This is a genomic window from Paraburkholderia podalyriae, from assembly GCF_014397785.1.
In the GTDB taxonomy this organism is placed as follows: domain Bacteria; phylum Pseudomonadota; class Gammaproteobacteria; order Burkholderiales; family Burkholderiaceae; genus Paraburkholderia; species Paraburkholderia podalyriae.
Map to the genome: position 1 here is coordinate 1 of NZ_VZQQ01000086.1, position 21,054 is coordinate 21,054.

Sequence of the window (21,054 nt, forward strand, 5' to 3'; positions counted from 1 at the left end):
CCAATGTTGATCAGTGGAATATCAGTATCAGCCTGAAATTATGTCGTCATGGACGCGTCAACCTGGGAGGCAATACAGGGTCATCGAGAGACACCGCGACATTTTTTTTACCACACCATACTCGTTCCCCCTGCGCACGGCCACCGGACGGGGCTCGTAATGATGATGCGCGGCGAACGCGAGCAGCGTCGGGTTGAAGCGGATCGCGTCGCCCCGACGTTCGAGCACTGCACTTTTAAGATTGTCGTACAGGACGATACGTGGCAACCCGGACCATGCCGCCCAGGCCCCGGCGTGACCGGCCAGGAAGCTGTCCATGCGCGCATCGAGGAAGAAGCGCAGGTAGATCTGCCTGGACCACGACAGCACCATCACGAAGGCCATCAGGGGCCGGCGCGCACGCCCGATCTGCAGATGACCGAAGCTGGCCCAGTCGCATTGACCTTGTTCTCCTGGCAAGGTGCGAAGCCGAAGGTACGCCTCCGCCACCGGACGTGGACGATGGAGCGAGATCAGGTGTCTGAAGTGATCATGACTGCCCCGATAGCCGCGCTCATAGACCATCGCATACAGGCGACTGGCCGTGAGTGACGGAAACTTCTTCAGGGTCTCGTGAATGAACGGCAGGTAGGCATCGATCTGCGAGGGCCGCAGCACGGCGCCGACCCGGGGCAGTCCAGCCTGCGCCAGCACGCGCTGGACGGTGCCGCGGTGTACGTGTAACTGGCGCGCGATGGTGCCGCAGCGCCACTTCTCGACATGGTAGTAGCGCAGGATCTGCGCTTCGAGTTCAACTCCGATGGTCATGGGTCGCTCCCTGTGCAGTGAGTAGCAGTACGAACGTCACGGAAGACCCGACGGCGCAACGGCCCGAGGCGCACGAAGCCCGCACCGGCGCAGTGGCAGAAGTGGCAATTCTCAGGCAGAGGTGCGGCGGTGGTGGGTACCGGTGCTTTGGCCGCCGACGTCGTCGAAGTCGGTGTCAGTAGAGCATCGGCGGCAGGCACGGCGGAACCGTGATGCGTCACTTTATTCTGGCGGCTGCGATAGCGGCGCATTCGTTTGGCGTGCGCAAACCGGCCGTGGCGACTGCGCTGATAGCGCTGAGCGGCCTCGCGCAAGCTGGCCTGGCGCGAAACCTGGGAGCATCCGCTATTGCAATAAATCTGTCCGCGGTCGCAACGGCGGCAAACGATGACCTGCGCCCTGCAGCGGGCGCACACAAAGAGGCGGCCTGACGCCGACATCGGCAATCCCCGTCAATGCCGATGCGACATCGACAGGGCTAACGGGGCGTGCAATACTTCGCTGGCACCCGTACCCCGTCGTGCGCGTGCTGGGCTCGACACCGGATTGGACCTGCCAGTTTAGGCCGGTGTCGGGCCTGTTTCTTCGGCGGTAGGTAAGACCTTCTTCTACCGCATCCAGACTACTGCGTCACCCCCTCCTGAAACACACCGCGCCGGGTGCGTCTGCACTCGCCCTTCGGGCTCCTTTCGACGCACCCGATACCGCCCGTCGGCATCCCGACCAGTCATCACCAAACCGCTCTGAAGATCAGACTCGTTTCCCGTTTCTGATCGACACCGCCATCTGGTGTCGGATTCTGACCGCCGTTCACAATTGCCGCTATCCTTGGAAAGGAAACAGCCGACCGAGGCGCTATCCTCTGGTTCGACTGCCACGTGCGCGATCGACCCTGCGAGATCTTCAGCGCGGACCTCTATCATGGCCGGGCGCATACGATCGGGCGACTGTCACGCCACGGAGGGAGCAATGCTCAAAGGCCGCTGTTTTTGCAGAGAAGTCCGTTATGAAGTGCTGGATATACCCTTCGATTCCACAGTTTGCCACTGCGCAGACTGTCGCCGCGCATCTGCGGCCCCGTTCGTCGCCTGGTTTAGCGTCAAGCGATCCGAGTTTCGGTTCGTCCATGGCGAACCAAGGAGCTTCGCAAGCAGTAAAGCGGTTTTGCGAACTTTCTGCCCGGACTGTGGCACGCAATTGACTTATCAACACGACGATTTCCCCGACGAGATTGACATCACGACATGCAGTCTCGACGTGCCGGACCTGGTTCCTCCCGAGCATCACACTTGGACATCAAGGAAGTTGCCGTGGGTTCATGTATCTGACGCACTGCCGAAACACCAGGGCAGCTATTCCAAGACCTGAATTCAAATAGCACGGCTGCACTTTTGTGATGGTTATCGAAACGGGTTGCGCGCGGCCTGGGCCGCCGCCTGGTGGTTGGCTTATGCTCAGACACAAGGCTCGCAGGAAGACGGTTCTTCGTGGCCCATATCCTCGAACGTTGAACGGCCGCTTTCGGAAATGGGTAGCTCTGGGTCGTCTACGGAAGTTCGTCATGGGACCGGGTTCGGCCATCAGCTGCCGGTCGTAGTTTCAATTCATTTGAATGCCATCAGGCGTCGGCTATGTTGTATCCATGGCGAGAAAAGAAGCCGTTCTTGGGCAGAAGGGCATATTCGGTCACAACCAGTGAGGGTCGAAACGTGAGCGTACAGCTAAACCACACTATCGTTTGGTGTCGCGATAAGCAGAAATCGACAAAGTTCCTCATGGACATCCTAGGGCTGCCGAGTCCTATCGAGTTTGGGCAGATGTTGGTCGTTCGGCTCGCAAATGACGTCTCGCTCGACTTCTTCGAAAGCGACAGCGCGATTTCCATGCAGCATTACGCGTTTCTGACCAGTGAAGACGAATTCGAACAGGTCTTCTCTCGTATTCGTGACCGAGGGCTTCGGTACTGGGCCGACCCTGGCAAACAACGTGCCGGCGAAACCTATCTGCACAACGGTGGCCGGGGAGTGTATTTCGACGATCCTGACGGTCATTTGCTTGAGGTCATGACCCGCCCTTATAAAATTGGCGCCTAGAGGTTCAACGGGAATTGGCGCCCACACTTCGTCGCAGGCATGTCTATCGGCCCTGACGGGCCTCGGGCCACGCTTAAACGTTGAATGGCGGCTTTCCACAGGATTATCTGGCCGCTATATAGGTTCTGTCGCAATAAGAAAAGTGCGTTGAACAATGGCCGGCATGCTGAGGACTACTTATAGTGCTAACGAGTAGAACTGCTCCGCGGGAGCCTGTCCGATGCCGCAGTCTTTCATCTGCCCCTTGGCGATCATATGCATAAGTTCAATGCCGCTTAACAAGATGCGCGCACAACGAAATATCTTGAATCCCAACATGGGTCGGGTACGGCGCTTGATCGCCCGATGGTCTTGTTCCACGATGTTGTTGAGATACTTGACTTGGCGGATCTTGATGGGCGTCTCGCGCTCGGCGTTCACGGCGTGCAGCCCGGCCAGATTGGCACCACTCTTGTCGATGGTTACGGTTTCGGGCGCGCCATTCTGGTCGATGGCCTTCTCGAAGTACCGTCGGGCCGCTTCCTTGTCCCGCCTGGCTCGCAGCAGGAAGTCAACCGTGTTGCCGGCCTTGTCGACGGCGCGGTACAGATAGGTCCATTGCCCCTTGACTTTGATGTAGGTCTCGTCGACACGCCAGCTCTTGCCGACCGGGCGCTTGCAGCGGCGGAACGCCTTTTCAAGCACCGGCAGAAGCTTGATGGCCCACCGGTGAACGGTCGAATGATCGACCGCGATCCCGCGTTCGGCCATCATCTCTTCGAGATTGCGCAAGCTCAGCGGGTAGGCCACGTACCAACGCACGCACACCAACATGATCTCAAGCGGATAGTGCAACCGCTTCAGGACCTTGGCTACCGTCGGACTGAGCGCTTTCATTGTCGTTCACATCATTCTGTAAGGTCCCCCAGCATACCAGCCGCCGCTATTGCGACGGAACCGCCGAGCCTGCTCGAAACGCGCAACCAGTTGACGGAAAAGTGGTCGCTGCCAGCGGATGCGCGGATCGTCGTAAGGTCCGACACACACCGGCCGCCTGATACAGCTTCGCGGCGAGCACCTCGTTTCTCGTGACCGTGGTCAACTTTGGCACCTTGACGTACCGGGCCTGACCCGCCGGATCCACAAAGAAGCCGCCTTGCGACGCCGGGGCCGTCTTGCATAACGGCTACTCCTTCTCTGTCCGCGACTGCACCTTATTGCGCAACTCCATGTGCGATGTGGCATCGTGGAAGATGATACCGATGATCGGATGCAGTTCAATGCCGTTAGACGCGACACCAGTTTGCCCGTGTATGCGATCGAAGAACCCGACTCCGGTCACTGTCACCATCCTGCTCACAGTCTTGGGTTTGTCGAGTGTGCCGACAGACTTGTCAATGGTTTCTCGAACGGCTTTGATTTCGTTTTCGAACCGACTGCCCTGTGCGCAGTTAGGTGAGACGGACTCGACGATCATCGAGTTGCCCTTCTCGTCTTTGAGAACGACGTGATAGTCCTCGTCGGTCTCGACCTTAATAAATGTCATCCTGGCGGTGATTTCGTATACTGCGAGCTCGGTCGGAGCATAGCGGGTATCGCGCTTGATTGAGGGATCGATGGGGGCAGGAATCTGGGACAGCTGATTCACCGTTGCCGGGACACTCGTCGCAACGATGGCCTCCTTGTCCTTGTCCGTTACTGTCTTCACAGGCCAGCGCTCTGCGCCGCAGGCAAAGACGAGATTGGAAACCAGCGTCAAGCTGGCGATGGGTATTGCTATATGCGACCGCTTCATATCACATCCCCTTCATCGAGTTGACCGCTGCTTTCTTGTAGATGAGAACCGTTACGATGTGGATAACTACAAGCGCCGTCGAACGATTACCGTTCAAACACTCTCATCGCCAAACATAAGCTTTTGAGCAAGATTGGCAACAGGGAGCAGCTGTCCGCCCCCAGCACCCGGCGGATAGCTCAGCTGCCAGACACGGTCGAAGACAGATCCAGGCCAAGGGGCGACCGGCGGCTGACCACCCAATGCCTGAGTCAACGCAGGGATGGTGCCGTGGTGCCAGCAAATGAACCCGAGCTTCCCCGCGTATGTTCCACCCCCGAGAATTGCGCTTGCGAGCGCTGCATAGTCGGCGTCGGCATATTCGGAGTTGATCGGCAGCTCTAACGCGTGGGACAAGGGTGTGATTGTCTCAATGGGACGATTGCTGTGTTTCGACGCCTGGGTCGCAAAGAGAAAGGCGGGCGCGCCGAACGTCGCGATGACGTATGGTGCCAGCGCCGCTGCTCGCTCGTAACCCCGCGCGGACAGATCGATCCCGTCTGCCGGGCTGTCCGTCGCGGAATCGCCCGGTTTTTCACCATGGCGAATGATCAGAATGGTGCTGGGGAAGGAGGGTGTGCTCATTTGTTTACCTCAAGTTCCTGTCCATGAATGTCGCTGCATGTCGCAATGCATGGGGACCTACCCCCACCAGATCTTCGCGGTACAGCGCGAGCGCCGCCCGGATCTGTACCGGATCGGTAGTCGATGCTGGCAAACGATCCGGTCAGCGTCATCGCTGACCACGACCACACTGTTGTTCGAGTGCAGGTCAATTCCACTAAACTGTTCATGCCGGCTGTTAACAGAACCTTTTGTTCACTCCCATTTCCCCGAGGAGCGGGGCCTGACCTGCACCAGGCCGGCGTAGGTCCGGCCGCGAGATCGCGATATGCTTGTCTCTGGATTATTGCTGGCCACCGATCGACCAAGCGAACGATTCAAACACCCAGTGGCCGGTGCCGTCCTCCGCATAGCAGAGGATCGAATGATGACCGTTGTCCTCGATGTTGAATGTCTTCTGCGCGTCGAACGACGCCCGCTTGGTGTTTTTCGAATCGGAAGGATCGGAGCCATCTTTCGTGTAGTAGACCTTGGCATATTTGCCCGCCGGGCTGGCTGCGGCGATCGTCACATCAAAACCACTCGCGTATTCGCCGCTGGCCTTGTCTGCGGTCAAGATAGCGGCGCGGGCTGGGAGGGCAGCTAGCGGTTGCGCTGCTGTAGTAATACTCGGGACCTCGGGATTACGTACCCACTTGCCATTCACGAGGTAGAGCGTAATGACGGCGTTAAAGCCGAGCCGCAGCCCCCGCGACACATACTCGTCAACGGAAAGCCGGCTCGCGATGAAATGCTCCGTTAAGGTCGCGGTCTTGCTGTCCGTCCACGCGACACGCTTCTCGTACGCGCGGCTCACTACGGCAGAGGCAATGCCATTCGTATCGCTCGCGATAAACGATACTGTGGCCGTTCGGTTAATCGTTGCCACGGAACCAGCGATCCAGTGCTGGCGATCCGTGCTGTAATAGGGGGCGCCGCGCGTGGCGGACGCGGCCACGTCCAGGCTGCTCATAAACGGCGTCGCATTGTCGGTAAGAATATTGACCTCTGGCAGGACAATGCCTACCCCGTAAGTGCGCAGCACGTCGTTGGCCCCCTCGGCCCCGAACATCACTTCCCACATGCCATCAGTCGACAGGTTTAGGGATTGCCCGTTCGACAGCGTCCCGGTGTGCGTCTCGGACACGGCGCGGTTGATATAGCCTGCCTGGAACTGCTTGGTAAGGCGCTCTGCGGTATAGTGGGCCGTTACGGTGACCGGAGCAACTGTCACCGTAATCTGCAGCGCGGACCCATAGCTGCCGCTTTCCTTGTCTACGGTAACCTTTGCCGGCGCAACTGGAGGATTCTTGTTCAAATAGGCCTTGAAAGCGTCAAATACGGTTTGGCTTTTGATGATTTTTTCGTGCCCATCGAGACCGCTGCCGAGATTGAATCGCCTATTCAAGTCGGCACCTACCCGGCGTCCCGTATCGGGGTTCTGCACGTCGACGAAATCGGCCGCCGCAATAAAGGCAACGTAGGTGATTTCGTCATTGTCCAGTTCCGTGACAGCGATCCAACTGGTCACCGGAGCCTCTTGTTCGGCTGCGATATTCTCGCCGTCTGGCGAGTCGTCAAAGATAGCCTGGGAAGCGTTTTTGAACTCATGCGACTGCTGCTCAAACTCGGAGCCTGTCTTGAACTCGCTGATCGAGCCGGAGCCAAGTCCATAGGTGGCGCCGGCCAGCGACACAAATGTACTCGCGACCTCCAGCCGCTGCTGACTGTTATCCCATTGGCCGTTGCTTTGAAGGCCGCGCAGATAGGCGTTGACCATGCCGCAGCCGAGAGAGTGCGCGATAAAGTCCAGTTTATTGACACCCAGATAATTCCTTACCCCATCGACGAAGAGGCCGAATTGTTCAATGTGGTTGCGATGCGGGTCGCTTATATCCTGGGCGCTGTTGTTCTCGCCCAGATAGTCCATGGCCCAGATCTCGCAGTCCTGATAGCCCTCGCCTTTCAGGTACCCCTTCATCGTTACCATGCCCCACTTGGGGTGGGCCGAGTTACCGGCGTTGCCATGGACAAGGACGACTGGGGTCTTCTTAAGTAAAGCCCGATGCTGCGCTTGCGTCTTCGAGCGGTCGCCGCCAAATCCGGTCAGGGTGCTAGGATTCGAAAAGTCAGCAGGAAAGTCGTTCATCTAATGCTCCGTTAAAAGAACTGGCGGATGCGTGGCTTCCGGATTCGTGAACGCACGCAGGCCGTCCTGTCGAGCTTGCCCGATCCGGCAGCACTTCGCGCCCAAGCTACATCTATTACGCGCCTCGCTCGATCGCAAACAGCTCGCCGCACACTTTGGCGCATGGAACCGCTTCACTGCGCTCACAGAAGATCCGTCGGTTATCTGCAAATGCAGGTCCTCTCCACTTTGCGTCGCAAACGCTTCGACTAGACATCGCCTTGAAGACCAATGACGATCGTGGCCGAGGACGGGATCGGCACGACTGTCATCACTCGTCGCGACACTGTGTCTTGCAGCGGTTCAAAATGGGCCCCCGCACACGCGTGCGGACGTGTCGCGCTTCGGCCGCGCCCCGTGCTGCGGCGAGCGGCGCATCGTATTCCGGCAGGAGGTGTCAGAATTCCACGCCGCTCTTGAGCCACTGGTCGCGCGGCGTCCTGCGTCGCTCTCTGCGGGTTCCGACCTTCGCGCGCATCTGATAGGCCAACGGGTGGCCTTGTGCCGTGAGCTGATTCCAGCCGCCTCCCGATGTCACGTCGAAAGCGCCGATGTAACCGCCAGGCATAAGCGCGGGAACCGGCTTCTGTAGATGCTTTCGGTAGTCGAACTGCGTGCTTCCCGCCGGACGGAACGCCTCGAACCACGACGGAAAAACGAAGTCCGTAACCGTTACCCCGTTGATGTCGTAGCCCAGCTGGTCCGCCTCGCAGGCATCGCAGACTTCATACGCATAGAGTACGCCCTGCGTCGCGCTAGGCTGCACGAACACCGTGAGGTTGATTTCCGGGTCCGCGAGCATCTCCAGCAACTCGTGGCTTGCAGTCACCGTCCACTTGCTGTTGTATTGCTGGTCGGTCTTGGCAAAGACCTTGCCGAGCGGAAGCCCCTCGTTGGTCACGTCGTGGTAGCCGAGCGCGCCCGCCTGGTCCGAGTTGTCGAGGATGGTGAGCCACCAGGAGCCCGCGGCAGGCTTGCCCCTTTTGGGCACAAAGGTGAGATCCGCGTCGATTCCCCAGGCCGGCGCAAAATGCTGGTGAACCTGAGTCTGTAGCGCCGGCAGCGCAGCCTTGACCTCGTCGTCGGTCAAAACCGTGCTTGCATTGATCACTGAAACCTTGATGCTTGCCATGTTGCTCTCCTGTGAAATTAGCCGTTCTGCCGCATTGGTTCAAGCCTCGAAAAGAGTCATTACGCGCATCGGGTTCGAGCGCGGACCACTTGCCCTGCTAGACGTCCTTGTTGCCCTTCAATCCTAGATGTGACCTTGCACCGCTCCTCCGACGCTGCTGCGAACCGCTCAAGCCGTCGCGGCTATGCCGACGTCGGCGTGCTCCGCCCGACGGACACCGCCGACGTTATCTCCGCGCTTCTTCAACCGACCGGTTGTCCGCAATCCAACGGCATGGCCACGTCGGGCCGGAAACGCTCGTGTTCGCCAACTCATGGTCCTACCCGCAATGCAAAAAACGCAGTGCGGGACGGTGCCAAGCTGTCATGAATCGTTCGTAAACAAACACCGCGCGAACACTAGCGCTTGGTGATCGGCCTCGCCGTGAGCTACAACCAGAAAACGATCGGAGTGGGTAAATTTTGAGTGTTCGTCGGCGGCAACATGGCTCGCGCCGGTACTGATAATCATATAGCCGGCCTGCTTTCGGTCCAGCAGCGACGGCCAGCGTAAAGTCAAGGTCCAAACCGACTTGATGCACGGGAGGTCAGCATGGACAAGTTTGGCGGAATCGACTTGCACTCGAACAACAGTGTGGTGGTGATCTGTGATGAGGTTGACCGGGTCCTCTACCAGCGGCGATTAACCTGCTTTCCCGACAGACAGGTCAGCGGATGACCGGAGAAGTGATCAAGCATCTGAGCGACGAGCAGGTAACCACGCTCGGTTTTGCGCCTGATGTGACGCTCGCCATGAAAGCGGTATTGTCACGTTGTTTGCAGGTTGAGGGAGATGCGGTGACAATCTCAGGTATGAAACGAGATACATTGCCGCAGCGCGCGTCGGCCACCGACACCATTTCCTATGCGGGCTATCGCTTCCCGCCCGACGTGATCAGCTACGCGGTTTGGTTGTACTACCGGTTCCCGCTGAGCCTGCGCATGGTCGAGGAGTTGCTGGCCGCGCGCGGCATTGAACTCACGTATGAGACGGTGCGGCGCTGGGCGGTGAAGTTCAGCCTGGGCATTGCCCGGCGTGTCCGGTCCACCGCCCTGGCCGGGGGCGACAAGTGGCACCTTGATGAAGTGGTCGTTCCGATCAACGGGAAGAAACACTGGCTTTGGCGGGCAGTGGACCAGCATGGCGCGGTGCTCGATGTGCTGGTGCAAAGCCGGCGCGACCGGCACGCGGCCAGGCGCCTGATGCGCAAGTTGCTCAGGAAGCACGGGCGCGCCCCACGTGTACTGATCACCGACAAACTCAGGAACTACGCGGCGGCGAACCGGGATCTGGGGATCAACGTCGACCACCGCCAGCACAAGGGGCTGAACAACCGGGCGGAAAACTCGCACCAGCCGACCCGGGTGCGCGAGAAGGTAATGCGCCGCTTCAAGTCGGCGCGTCACCTGCAACGTTTCGCTTCGGTCCACGATCAGGTAGCCAATCTGTTCTCGCATTGCCGTTACCACACCGACGCCACGCCAAAGCGGGCGCTACGCATCCAGGCCTTCGAGGCTTGGGAAACCGTGACGGGCGCTCCGATGGTGGAGCGACTTTCCGCATAGGTTAGCTATCCTTATGTACTGAATGTTGGGCCGCACGACGGCTAACAAGTTGACAATACCCTCGGGGTCAAAGACATCGATCTTCCGGTGTGCAAAATCGGAAGAACCGCTAGAGATCCAGTTGTTCTCCGAACTCACTGAAGATTTATGGCACACGATACTCCCCGAAGCCATCGGCTGCCTCAACGAAGATCGGAGCCACCATGGACGAGTTCGCCAAGCTGTGACCGTTGTGAGAAAGCTGGGCCGGATGCGGATTTTGCGAGTCGACCGCACGTTAAAGTTGCACGGCAGAAAATAGTGTAGTTAACGATATTCGCCGGTGCCAGGCGAATATCCGACAAAACAAAGGTGAATTCCGAAACCCGGGAGCCAATGATGCCACTATCATCGGTGGCGCAGAACTCCGAAGCCTCACCGGTCCGCCAGCTCGAAATCGCGGATGACTCGCGTTGGAAAGCTGTCGTTGAGATGACGTCCCGATCAACGTCCAAAACGGGCCCAGAAAAGCCTTCGTCATGACCCTCGCGATCTTGTCCGGCGCGCGATTGGCATGCCCGGCTGGCGCCATCGCAACAATGAGATCGCTTCCTGTTTGCCATGTTGCACGTCATCTGAAGGAATAGGGCGTCGTGTGCGTTAAGTGTCGCTCGCAAGGTGATAAAAAATTTCCTTGGAATCGAGGCGCGCTTTCCTATACTTCGCGACATTCCCGCAGAAAAAACTTCAAAAAATTGAATCCGGATCGTCCGACGTTTACCTGACCGGCAACTTCGCAATCGGCGATTCACGAATCGCGGCGATTGGGGTGAGAACCCTTCGCATCGCTCAACGCACGTCGTGTCACGGATGAAGCACGAAAGGGTTCCGACTCAATCGTGTCGATAACCCGGTGTGTGTTCGTGCGCCCGTTTTTCGCTCCTGGCCCAAAGCGAGCACACCTCGGCAATGAATATGGAGATCTGCGATGAGCACAGTTGCAAAGAAGGAAGTCGTTCCCGATGAACCCCTTGCGGACGCCACCCCTTACGGGTACGGTCCAGACGATTCGATCAGCGATGCCACTGAAAATGCCGCGGTCACTCACCACACACTGAATGTCAACGGAAAGTCGATTGCGTACACGGCGCGAGCCGGTCACCTTGTGACGACCGATACCTACAGCTCACGGTCGGGCGCGAAACTGTTCTACGTGTCGTTTACCGCCGACGATGCGACGCCATCCACGCGACCTGTGACATTTTTCTATAACGGCGGACCGGGCTCGTCATCGGTTTTTCTGCTGTTAGGTTCTTTCGGGCCGAGGCGGATTAAAACGAGCATGCCGGAGTTCACGCCACCGGCGCCATACACGCTCGAAGATAATCCGGACAGTCTGCTTGATCTCACGGATCTCGTGTTTATCGATCCCGTTGGCACGGGCTACTCGACCGCGATCGAGCCACACACCAATAAGGATTTCTGGGGCGTCGATGAGGATGCAGGCTGTATCAAGCAGTTCATCAAGCGTTATCTGACTGTCTTCAACAGGTGGAACTCTCCAAAGTACCTGTTCGGCGAATCATATGGGACACCACGTACCTGTGTGCTCACGTGGATGCTGCACGAGGACGGCGTCGATCTGAACGGGATCGTGCTGCAGTCTTCGATTCTCGATTATTCGCAGGCAGGCAACCCGATTGGCATCTTGCCGACCTATGCGGCCGATGCATGGTTCCACAAGAAAGTAACCATGTCACCCGCTCCGGCGGATCTGCCCGGCTTCATGGAGCAAGTGGAGGCATTCGCGACGGGGCCGTATGTTGATGCGTTGAACGCCTTCCCCAATGTCGCACCTGACGTCCTTCAGACGATGAGCGACATGCTCGGCATTCCGGCAATGGTCCTGAAATACTGGAAGCTCAATCCATCAATGGGAAACGGTTCGGCGTTCCTGACGAGCCTTATGCTGGACGAAGGGTTGGTCGTCGGCGCTTATGACGGTCGCGTGACGGGCGAAGACACCGGCATTGCGGAGTTCATCGCGCCCGCCTCCGGCGGCAACGACCCGACAATGGCAGCGGTGAGTGGCGTCTACACGGCGATGTGGAACCTGTACCTCAACGACGAATTGCAATACACATCCGTTTCTCCGTTCATGGACCTGAATGATCTGGCTTTCGAAAACTGGGATTTCAGCCATGTCGATCCAACGGGAGCGCAAAGGGGTGGCGCTGGTCTCTATACCGCTGGAGACCTGGCTGCTGCGATGGCCGTCAATCCTTACCTGAGGGTGTTTTCTGCGAATGGATACCACGATGCGGTGACGCCATTCTTCCAGACCCTGATCAATTTCCAGAACATGCCGCTCGACAGCGCGCAGATCGAGAGCAATCTGAAGTTCAGTAATTATCCGTCGGGCCATATGGTTTATCTCGACAACGCGTCGCGAACGGCCATGAAAGGAGATCTTGCGTCGTTCTATGGAAATGCGCAGGCGCATGTCGAGGCGATCAAGGCAAAAGTCAAGACTGAGCACAAGGCCATAGCCGGCGCCATCAAGTATCGCAAACGTTCGAGCCGCACGCCGTACTGAACATTTCACAGAACAATCGGCATGAAAGTCGATCATTGATGGATATCTTGTGTCTGGGCGCGCTGTGACTATGTCGCGAACGTCAGGCGACTAATCCTGATGATCGTCGCACTGTTGCTTATGGGGCCGGGTCGGTCTGGCCGCGCTCAGCCAACGCAAAGGACGTTTCTGCCAAACGCCGTGATCAATGGCTGAAGCGCACCAGCGTGCCTGCAGGAGAATCATTATGGGCGTGGCACTCATCGCTTGGGGCCGTTTCGTGAAAGGCGGCGAGAAAGTCACGGTTCCCGCGCCGAGCACTGAACCGGGTGTACCCTGGCTTTGGGACTTTCTCGCAAGCGCGGCAGCGAACCTGCGTCGAACCGGTTTCACCGCCCTCCAACTGCCTCCCGCGAGCAAGGCGCAAGGCGGCGAAGGCGCCGGATGCGATGGCTACGGCGTTTTCGACCCGCGCGATCTTGGAGTTAAACCCCAGCAGGGAAGCATTTCGACCCGCTATGGAGGCGCCGACGCGTTGCGCCGGATGATCGCATGCTGTCATGCCGTCGGTCTGGATGTGTACTTTGATATCGTTCTTCACCAACTCATGGGTGAAAACGGTGGCCCCGGTACTTTTCGCTATCTGGGCGCGGATCGTCATACCTTGAACGGTCGTGGGCGGATGGAGCCGGGGTGCTTTCGCGGCGGCACCGGGAACCACGATCCCATCCCACCGTTTCGTCCCGAAGACGCCGTACCCGCACCTAAGGACGATTTCCCTTTCGGCAGGGAGAAGGTCTATCAGAATTGCGAGCCGCCCGGCTACACAATCAATGATGCGCTCGACTTCGGGGACTGGCTCTTCCGAACCACGGACGCGGACGGCATGCGATTCGACGACGTAAAAGGCACGTGGGCACCGTTCGTGTCGCAGTTTATGCATTCGGGGCCGATGGCATCGAAGTTCGCTTACGCAGAATACTTCGATGGCAATCCTGCGTTGCTCGACGCCTGGGTAACGCAACCGCCGATGCGGTCACGCTCGCTGGTCGCGGATTTCGCGCTGCATTGGGCTCTTCAGGCCGCGTGTGACGGTGCAAACGTTGCGGCGCTCGACGGCGCGGGCTACGCGAGCCGCAATCCTTTTCTTGCCTGCACCTTCGTCGATAACCCTGATACAGATACGACGCCGGGCGAGCAGATCATTTCCAACAAGATGCTCGCCTACGCGTTTCTGCTGACCACAGAGGGCTACCCGTTCGTCTATGGCAAGGACTATTTCGGCAATGACGTGTGGCCTGGTGCCTATGGTCTCAAGCCATGGATCGACAACCTGATCTGGATCCACGAGAAGCTTGCGTTCGGGAATACGGTCACGAGGCATCTGGACGGTCATGTAATCGTGCTCGAACGCACGGGCTATCCCGGCCTGCTCACAGCGCTCAATTTTGACCCGAGGAGCGGGCACACAATTGTTTGCGAAACTGCGTTTGACGCAAACGTGAGCTTGCACGAATACACGGGAAAGCATCCGGACATTCAAACCGATGCGCAGGGTCGCGCGAGCTTCGCGATCCCGTCCAACGCGCATCTTTCGGGACAAAGCTATCTTGTGTTTTCACGGTCGGGATTTGACGCTGGGTTTCAGTTCCAGCCGCGCGCGACGTCACAAACTTTTTTTGGAGCTGAAGATCTCGATATACCTGCTCTAAGAAACGGCGCAGTGAACGCATCGCGGGTCTATGCCGGGTTGCGCAGCCCGATACACGCGGTTCTCGAACCGAACGGGGCAGCGTGGGTGCAAGGCGCTTCGATAGCGCTCGAAATTGCCGCGCCCGATGGCGGCGTGATCGCGAGCAAGACTATCCACCATGGCGACCCTGCGGCGGCGCTCGTGGCGATCACCGGCCAGCAGGGATGGCACACACTGAGTGCGCACGCCTCGGGGCTTGCAGGTATGGTGCCCTATGAACTCAAAGTCACCTATCAGGGCGCGCAACATATGGAGGAGAGTCGGCCATGAATGTCTCCGTTACGACCCGATCGTTCGACGGTGCCCGCACGGGAGCACAACTTGACGAGAGCATCCTGACGCCTGAGGCAGTGCGCTCGCGTGGCATCAAGCAGGCGCACGTGCTTAAAACGCCGGACGATCCGCGGCACGAAGCACAGCCGCTCTATGTCGCCGGCGCGCATATTGCAGGCGGCACGCACGACACGATCTTCCAGGCAACGATGGGAAACTACGTTTACGCCTGGGATGCCGATACAGGGGCGCAACTCTGGAAGACCCATCTCGGCACGCCGATCAACGAGGCACCAGCAATCGACGAGCACCCGATCAACGTGCTCTGGGGCATTCTGTCGACGCCCGTCATCGATCTCTCGACGAACCGCCTCTACGTGTGCTACTGGTCGAGCGAAAATGGAAACTGGGCCGATGGACAGCACTACCTCGCATCGCTCGATATCGCGACCGGTCAGCAGACGCATTCCCCAATTGCTTTCGAGGGCGTGACGTTCGACGCCGGCCATGACCTGCGTCCGCTCCAGTTCAAGTCGCGGGAACGAAAGCAACGCGCCGCGCTTGCGCTGGTCGATGGCACGGTGCTCGTACCTTTCGGCACCGTTGCCGAAACCGACGAAGAAGCGCGCGGCTGGCTGATCGCGGTAGATACGCACACCTGGAAGCAGACGGCCGCCTGGTGCTCCACGGCGCGTGGGAGCGGAGGAGGGATCTGGATGAGCGGATCGGGACCGGCCATTCAAAGCGACGGCTCCATCTGGATCGTCACGGGCAATGGGGAGTTCGACGGCATCGTCGATTTCGGCGAGAGTGTAGTGCGCCTTCGCTATCTATCGCCGGCTGCAAACAAGGGGAACGGCACGTTCGAGGTGACCGGGTGGTGGACCCCATGGACGGATGATGGGCGCATGGGCAAGAACCCGGGCGGCGAAGCTGTCGCCGCCCTGTTGCCCAGGCGCATGCCGTCAAATTTTCGCGTGGGACCCTATCTGGCGAGCCTCGGGATGGAGGCTATGGACGAGACGTGGAGCGATCAGGATCTGGGTGCATCCGGCATTGTGCTCATCGAGGAACTCGGCGTCGCGCTCGTTTCCGGCAAGGATGGCATTCTTTACACGGTCCGTCTCGATCAGCCCGGCAATACGAGTCAGGCCGATCTCGCGTCGGCTCATGTGGCAGCGAATTTTGCGAAACTGGCCGCTCCGCCCATTCTCTATACCTACTACGATCCTTCGATCAACCCGGCGCCCACCGATCCGGCCGCGCTCAACGTGTATGCTGCGCACCGCAGTCACCATCTGCACGGCACGCCGGTCGTATGGAAATCAGCCACGCGCGGATGGATGCACTATTGCGGCGGCGAGAACGGCAACTTGCGCGCATGGCAACTGAATCCAGACAAGTTGTCGGTGTACCTCGCATGCAGCGAAGTCTATGCGTCGGCGCAGTGCACGGATCCTTATGGGGGTATGCCGGGATGGAGCATTGTGTTGTCAGCCAACGGCGGCGAAGCGGGCATCGTCTGGGCGATGGTGCCTTACGGGAATGCCAATACGACGATTACGAACTCGCGCCTGCTCGCCTACGATGCCGAAAACTTCGGGCGCTACGCTGATGGCAGCGGGCAGCTCGTACCGCTATGGGACTCGCAGGACTGGAACTGGAATCTGCTACACCCGAAGTTCAACCGGCCTATCGCAGTCGACGGCCGGGTGCTGGTGCCGACATACGGCGGCGAGCTGCTGGTCCTGACCCTGGCTTGACTGAACATCGTGCCGTTGTACACGTTCTCGGGAGCGAATCATGAACAACCCTGCGTCGATCTTCGTCCTCGGACTCGACAGCGCTGTCTGTTGCATCGTCATTGGCGTGACATCGCTGGCCTGGAGCACGAGGCTCAAACTCGCACTTGCGTTTGGTCTGTGGGATGCCTGTGCATCGGTCATGAGCGTTGCGTTTGGCCCCATGCTGCCTGCGTCTGCGACCGTGGTGGTCTGGCTATGTTGTGCAGCGCTGCTCGGACTCGCTGCGCGCCGTTATCGATTGTGGATCAATGTGGTGCCGGCAGTGCTCAGTCTCGACAACCTTGGGGCTGGCGTCGTACTGAATGATGTAATAGCCGACGGCGTCAGTAGCGCGACGCTTGCGTTATGCGGACTATCGGTCGGTGCGATCCTGTTTAGGCTCCTCTCGGGCGCCTGGCCATGCGCGCAAGAGACGGACATGTCGCAATGGTCCGCGCCTTGCCGGAGAACGCAGATCTGTCCCGCACCGTGGTAAGGGGCTCACCCTTATGACGTTGCTCGCGCAAAGCATGACGTGGCGGCGCCCTTGGCGGACCAGTCGCCGACCTATCCGTCGGCGAGTGCTTCGAGCTCACAGGTTGTGGCTTGTGCGGCATTCAGGCGTAGGCGCCGCCCCGAAGCGACCGCTGACGCCAGAACCGTGACAACCGGTACGTCAAGGCGAGGAACTCGTGGAAAAAAGAGCGGCAAATCGTTACGGTTCCTCGCCTTCGGCGTTCTATGAGAGCGGTTCAGAGAGATGCCTGCATGTCTTCACTTATAGTGATCGGCGCGCGCCTTGGCTGCGGCGGCTAGCGCTTCCTGATAGGCGGCTCTTTTTGCTTTGACCTCCGGCTTCAGCGCCAGACGTTTCTCATGGCTCTTATGATAGGTCTGGGACTCGATGAAAAGACGCAAACTCCCTCCCGTTGCCGGTCCGAGATTGTGCAGGACGGGTGGTTGGTTCGGATCAACCCAGAGTATCTGCTGCATCTCGTTGGTCGCCGGGTCCACCCAGCTGATGTAGCCGCCCGGCAAAATCTGTCTCGGACGCTCGACTGCTCCCGTAAAGCTGTACCGGGCGTCCGGGGCGACCTTGGGGTCATAAAAGTGCGGCGTAATGAAGTCGGACACCGCTATGCCATCAATCATGTAGGTGTAAGCGTCGGCTTCACACGGATCGCAGGCCTCAACCAGATATTCGAATCGACCCGTGCCATCCTGGATCTTGTCGTTTGCGATTTCGATCGAGTTCGAGGTCTGTAGCCGATTACCATTCGGGTCGATAAGCATTTCTATGGTTTCGTGACTTGCATCGACTGCCCATTCTTCGCTGCCAGGCGTGACAATGACTTTCGCGTAGGGCTGGTTATGGCGAGTCATATGAAAGCCCCCTTCGTCCGGAGGCAGGCTCTTGACCAGTTGGACGGGCCATACGCCCTGGGGGATCTTTTTGGGATTGGCCAGATATGAGACCGAGGCACTGACCGGCCAGAATTTCGGCAAATCCCGTGTCACCTGCACATTCAATGCCGCAGCCACCGCGGCCATCGTTTCAGTATCGACTGTACCCGTCGTGTCGACGAGCCCGACTTTCGTTGCCAACATAAGTGCCTCCTGTTCATTCGATTTAGCTCGCACGTAAGAGCCGTGTCGGGCAAGAATCTGCCCGGTCTTTCCGCATCGTCTCCGCGTGAGAACTGAGGCAAAGCGTGAGTCGAGCGGCACATACTCCTGAGCCTGCTCGCAACCGTACAGTGCAACGTGCAGCCCCAACGCACCCAAACACCACAAGCGATCGGCGCATAGAGGCATCCGATTTGCCCATGCCTGCCGTCTATGAAACGCCCGATGGACGGCGTGCCGGCAAATAGCGGCGCTGATCGGATGCCGGCCCGGGTTACACAGCAGCCATCAGCGCGGTCTGCGTGAATTTGCTCAAGACGGCGCGGGTTGCCGCGTGACTTCCTCGCGCGGTTGGCTTTCGCCCCCATGCTGTGACAGCTGCTGGCCCTGGCTTGCGTCCGACGGAAACAGCGTCGCCACGAGGCGATCCAGGAACTGGAAGAACCTGTCCGATGCGTAGCCGGCGATGAACGCGATTGCCAGTGGAGACAGCGTCTTTCCCTCCTGCACGATGTCGCTGAATAGTCCGATGGAGATGCCGACGATCACGGCAGTGATTACATGCGAACGATTGGCGACTTTTGAATATTCTGGATGAAAGAGGCACGCGGCGGTGTCGTCGCGCAGCTTGCGCAGGATCGCGGCGTTAGCGCCGAGCCATGCGTACAGGATCGGCAGCACGAAACCCGTCGTCATTCCGACCAAGGTCAGGATATTGTCCTGCGCATACTTCGCCGTCGCGCGAATCTGTTGGTAGACGGCGATTTTTTGAAAGCCCTGATTCACCGTGTCTTCGGGAATCACCGTTTTCTTGTCGGGCGAGAGTCCGATGTTGAACAATGGTATATCGATCTCCAGTGCGGCGCGCATGGAATCAGTCGAGCACTCCCAATTGGCGGACGGGGCAGACCCTCCGATGGCCGCGTTGCGGCAATTCTTCGGATTCGCATATTGTGCTCTCACCATGCCCCAGCCGTCTCCCCAATCTTTGCCGAGGCGCCTATAGAGCCACTCCCCAACCGCATTCGGCACCGAGAAGAAAAGCTTGCTGATGGTCCCCGTTCGTTGAATGTCGGAATAGAGTTGACGGTTGTTCGTCGCGAATTTCTGCAGAGTTTCCTTGATCGCATCTGCTTCGGGCGAATTCTGCACCTGCGCCAGTGCGTCGTGCGTAGGATTCTCGTTCGCCTTCTTGATCGCTGCGTCATAAGCCTGCAACTGATTGTGCATCATGAGGGCGATCGGGTCGTTGCTCTGGATCCCGACCTTGATATCGTCCGATATCTCCTTGATCGCGAACAGAAGGCACGAAAGCGCGAGCACGAGCAAAGTGAGCGCCGCCGCGGAGAACGAATAATTCCTGATCGCTTTGCGCGCGCCTTTGCGCGCTTCGTCACCGACCGTTTCACCGACGACCGGCGCGACCGCTTCGGTGATTCGGCTCATCGCATCATAGAACGGCACTTCGACCGTGGGAGACCACGTGAAATCTCTTTGCGCCTGGCGCGCGGCGGCGAGCGCATCGACATCCGATTGCGCGAGCTTCTTGCCGTTGAGTCCTGCGTGCGACACAACCTCCGAGCACCGTTTCAGATCGTCCGCGACTTTCGCGGTGGGATAGGGTGCTTTCGCCACGATATACGCCATCGCATGATAGAACTCGGACTCTCTTTCGGGGCTAAGCTCGCCTTGCTCCCGATCCGCGCGTGCTTTCTTCGCGGCGCGCAGGATGTTTTCGGGAATTCGCACGCCTGCGCGTGCTGCGAGCGAGATGCAGAGCTCGCAGCGGGCGATATCGTCTCTCAAGTTCAAACTCGAATTTTCGCCGTTGGTCGCATTCATGGGCGCCTCCGCGTCAGAATTCGCCTGCTTTGATCCCGTGTGATCACCGTTTTTCATGGACGGGTTGGCGTGCCCACCGCAGTTCGCGCTTACATATGGATTCCAAACTTATGGTCTGGTTGATGCAGAATTCCCGACGAAGCATCCTGCCGTTACGATCCGATTGGGTCGACGTGGACTGTTTTTATGAATGACGGTTGTAAGATCAAGATTGTCAGAGAAACTGCGCGGGTGCCGTCTTTTGTCGCTTCTCTACTATGGTTTGGCGATGGTTAGCAACGCGAAACGGCTAGGAGAACGTCTCGACGCGTCGTCGACGATACGTACTGCGCATCTATTTTTTGGGTGCATCGTGGAAGTTGTGGCAAACACCCTTGCCGCCGGCGCGTGGGAATGTCTAAAGACTTTGCCGATTGCCAGTAAGCTTTCTACGATCACTCCGGGAATGGAAAAAGCGCCGGCGCAGTTTCACAAGAGGCGGTTCGGGTGGCCGGAAAGGGGCTCTCGTACGGCTGGGTTTGCGGCGCTGCGCTTTTACGCCAGGATAGGTACGCCGCACGCTAATCGCGGCAGCGAACAAGCAAAGGGTGATCGGCGAGATTTGCTGCGCCAATCCGGCAGGCCCGATAGACTTTGCCGGAGGGCCGACGGGCCCGTACATTAGAAAAATTGCGGCGTCGCCGCGTCTTATCTGCGAGTGCTGCCGCGAGCATGCCCCGAATGGCAGAGCGCGTATCAACGAAGAGAAGATCATCATCAACGAAGCAGAAAAGCAGGTCGGACTTCAAGCGAACGACGGGAGCACGCTTCTTGAACGCAAATCCATCTGCCACGCCCGGTCTGAGCCAGATCATCGAGGGTGTAAAAATTTTTGTGTAAACGGTCATTTGGCAGGAAACTGTCAGCAACAGGAGCACAGATGACCGTAGCGAAACGCAACAAAAGAGAAAAACCCGATCCTGAACTCGTCAAGCTGGCAGAC

The 21,054-nt window shown here is 58.6% G+C and carries 17 protein-coding genes; 8 read left to right on the forward strand and 9 right to left on the reverse strand.

Going from position 1 to position 21,054, the window contains the following annotated elements; translation table 11 throughout:
- Positions 1 to 57: 57 nt before the first annotated feature.
- Positions 58 to 807 carry an IS21 family transposase gene (gene istA / locus F6X42_RS38350; RefSeq protein WP_222945884.1) on the reverse strand — a complete coding sequence of 250 codons (750 nt, stop codon included), beginning with the start codon at positions 805 to 807 and terminating at the stop codon, positions 58 to 60.
- 969 nt (positions 808 to 1,776) lie between these two features.
- On the opposite strand from istA, the gene F6X42_RS38355 reads away from it, so the two are divergent.
- Positions 1,777 to 2,175: a GFA family protein gene (locus tag F6X42_RS38355; protein WP_187639065.1), complete on the forward strand. Its 399-nt coding sequence runs from the start codon at positions 1,777 to 1,779 to the stop codon at positions 2,173 to 2,175.
- Positions 2,176 to 2,516: 341 nt separating this feature from the next.
- Positions 2,517 to 2,900 (forward strand): VOC family protein, encoded by a 384-nt coding sequence (locus tag F6X42_RS38360; RefSeq protein WP_187639066.1) that lies wholly within the window; start codon positions 2,517 to 2,519, stop codon positions 2,898 to 2,900.
- 177 nt (positions 2,901 to 3,077) lie between these two features.
- Here the strand turns inward: F6X42_RS38360 and F6X42_RS38365 are convergent, their stop codons facing one another.
- The 5 genes from F6X42_RS38365 to F6X42_RS38385 all read right to left on the reverse strand — a co-directional run bounded on the left by F6X42_RS38365 (position 3,078) and on the right by F6X42_RS38385 (position 8,636).
- Complete coding sequence (locus tag F6X42_RS38365) at positions 3,078 to 3,776, reverse strand: IS6 family transposase (protein WP_187639067.1); 699 nt, start codon at positions 3,774 to 3,776, stop codon at positions 3,078 to 3,080.
- A gap of 289 nt (positions 3,777 to 4,065) precedes the next feature.
- Positions 4,066 to 4,674 carry a hypothetical protein gene (locus tag F6X42_RS38370; protein ID WP_187639068.1) on the reverse strand — a complete coding sequence of 203 codons (609 nt, stop codon included), beginning with the start codon at positions 4,672 to 4,674 and terminating at the stop codon, positions 4,066 to 4,068.
- Positions 4,675 to 4,767: 93 nt separating this feature from the next.
- Entirely contained in the window at positions 4,768 to 5,298 is a 531-nt protein-coding gene (locus tag F6X42_RS38375; protein ID WP_187639069.1) for a histidine phosphatase family protein, read from the reverse strand.
- Positions 5,299 to 5,620: 322 nt separating this feature from the next.
- Entirely contained in the window at positions 5,621 to 7,465 is a 1,845-nt protein-coding gene (locus F6X42_RS38380) for a chitobiase/beta-hexosaminidase C-terminal domain-containing protein (protein ID WP_187639070.1), read from the reverse strand.
- A 436-nt stretch (positions 7,466 to 7,901) separates the two neighbouring features.
- On the reverse strand, positions 7,902 to 8,636 hold the full coding sequence (locus F6X42_RS38385) for a hypothetical protein (protein WP_187639071.1): 735 nt from the start codon (positions 8,634 to 8,636) through the stop codon (positions 7,902 to 7,904).
- A 591-nt stretch (positions 8,637 to 9,227) separates the two neighbouring features.
- Between F6X42_RS38385 and F6X42_RS45440 the strand changes: the two genes are divergently transcribed.
- The 6 genes from F6X42_RS45440 (at position 9,228) to F6X42_RS38410 (ending at position 17,100) form a co-directional block, all read left to right on the forward strand.
- Positions 9,228 to 9,353 carry a hypothetical protein gene (locus F6X42_RS45440; RefSeq protein WP_281394091.1) on the forward strand — a complete coding sequence of 42 codons (126 nt, stop codon included), beginning with the start codon at positions 9,228 to 9,230 and terminating at the stop codon, positions 9,351 to 9,353.
- Between the two features lie 134 nt (positions 9,354 to 9,487).
- Positions 9,488 to 10,240 (forward strand): IS6 family transposase, encoded by a 753-nt coding sequence (locus F6X42_RS38390; RefSeq protein WP_187639079.1) that lies wholly within the window; start codon positions 9,488 to 9,490, stop codon positions 10,238 to 10,240.
- Between the two features lie 967 nt (positions 10,241 to 11,207).
- Positions 11,208 to 12,815 carry a S10 family peptidase gene (locus F6X42_RS38395; RefSeq protein ID WP_187639072.1) on the forward strand — a complete coding sequence of 536 codons (1,608 nt, stop codon included), beginning with the start codon at positions 11,208 to 11,210 and terminating at the stop codon, positions 12,813 to 12,815.
- A gap of 226 nt (positions 12,816 to 13,041) precedes the next feature.
- Positions 13,042 to 14,817: an alpha-amylase family protein gene (locus F6X42_RS38400; RefSeq protein WP_187639073.1), complete on the forward strand. Its 1,776-nt coding sequence runs from the start codon at positions 13,042 to 13,044 to the stop codon at positions 14,815 to 14,817.
- A complete protein-coding gene (locus F6X42_RS38405; RefSeq protein WP_187639074.1) occupies positions 14,814 to 16,583 on the forward strand; it encodes an outer membrane protein assembly factor BamB family protein in 1,770 nt (589 codons plus the stop codon). The genes F6X42_RS38400 and F6X42_RS38405 overlap by 4 nt, the downstream gene beginning before the upstream one ends.
- Positions 16,584 to 16,623: 40 nt before the next feature.
- Positions 16,624 to 17,100 carry a hypothetical protein gene (locus F6X42_RS38410; protein ID WP_187639075.1) on the forward strand — a complete coding sequence of 159 codons (477 nt, stop codon included), beginning with the start codon at positions 16,624 to 16,626 and terminating at the stop codon, positions 17,098 to 17,100.
- A 278-nt stretch (positions 17,101 to 17,378) separates the two neighbouring features.
- Here F6X42_RS38410 and F6X42_RS38415 read toward each other — a convergent pair whose 3' ends face one another.
- From F6X42_RS38415 to F6X42_RS43580, 3 genes are all read right to left on the reverse strand, one after another.
- A complete protein-coding gene (locus F6X42_RS38415) occupies positions 17,379 to 18,212 on the reverse strand; it encodes a hypothetical protein (protein WP_187639076.1) in 834 nt (277 codons plus the stop codon).
- Between the two features lie 330 nt (positions 18,213 to 18,542).
- Positions 18,543 to 20,036, reverse strand: coding sequence for a hypothetical protein (locus tag F6X42_RS38420; protein ID WP_187639077.1), 1,494 nt, complete (start codon positions 20,034 to 20,036; stop codon positions 18,543 to 18,545).
- Between the two features lie 792 nt (positions 20,037 to 20,828).
- A partial coding sequence (locus F6X42_RS43580; protein ID WP_222945887.1) for a hypothetical protein occupies positions 20,829 to 21,054 on the reverse strand: 226 nt, incomplete at its 5' end.

What these genes read in the sequence shown, in the direction of transcription:
- istA (WP_222945884.1), bottom strand. Translation starts at nt 807, where the DNA reads ATGACCATCGGAGTTGAACTCGAAGCGCAGATCCTGCGCTACTACCAT.
- F6X42_RS38415 (WP_187639076.1), bottom strand. Translation starts at nt 18,212, where the DNA reads ATGTTGGCAACGAAAGTCGGGCTCGTCGACACGACGGGTACAGTCGAT.
- F6X42_RS38365 (WP_187639067.1), bottom strand. Translation starts at nt 3,776, where the DNA reads ATGAAAGCGCTCAGTCCGACGGTAGCCAAGGTCCTGAAGCGGTTGCAC.
- F6X42_RS38400 (WP_187639073.1), top strand. Translation starts at nt 13,042, where the DNA reads ATGGGCGTGGCACTCATCGCTTGGGGCCGTTTCGTGAAAGGCGGCGAG.
- F6X42_RS38410 (WP_187639075.1), top strand. Translation starts at nt 16,624, where the DNA reads ATGAACAACCCTGCGTCGATCTTCGTCCTCGGACTCGACAGCGCTGTC.
- F6X42_RS38370 (WP_187639068.1), bottom strand. Translation starts at nt 4,674, where the DNA reads ATGAAGCGGTCGCATATAGCAATACCCATCGCCAGCTTGACGCTGGTT.
- F6X42_RS38380 (WP_187639070.1), bottom strand. Translation starts at nt 7,465, where the DNA reads ATGAACGACTTTCCTGCTGACTTTTCGAATCCTAGCACCCTGACCGGA.
- F6X42_RS38385 (WP_187639071.1), bottom strand. Translation starts at nt 8,636, where the DNA reads ATGGCAAGCATCAAGGTTTCAGTGATCAATGCAAGCACGGTTTTGACC.
- F6X42_RS38395 (WP_187639072.1), top strand. Translation starts at nt 11,208, where the DNA reads ATGAGCACAGTTGCAAAGAAGGAAGTCGTTCCCGATGAACCCCTTGCG.
- F6X42_RS38355 (WP_187639065.1), top strand. Translation starts at nt 1,777, where the DNA reads ATGCTCAAAGGCCGCTGTTTTTGCAGAGAAGTCCGTTATGAAGTGCTG.
- F6X42_RS38405 (WP_187639074.1), top strand. Translation starts at nt 14,814, where the DNA reads ATGAATGTCTCCGTTACGACCCGATCGTTCGACGGTGCCCGCACGGGA.
- F6X42_RS45440 (WP_281394091.1), top strand. Translation starts at nt 9,228, where the DNA reads ATGGACAAGTTTGGCGGAATCGACTTGCACTCGAACAACAGTGTGGTG.
- F6X42_RS38375 (WP_187639069.1), bottom strand. Translation starts at nt 5,298, where the DNA reads ATGAGCACACCCTCCTTCCCCAGCACCATTCTGATCATTCGCCATGGT.
- F6X42_RS38390 (WP_187639079.1), top strand. Translation starts at nt 9,488, where the DNA reads ATGAAACGAGATACATTGCCGCAGCGCGCGTCGGCCACCGACACCATT.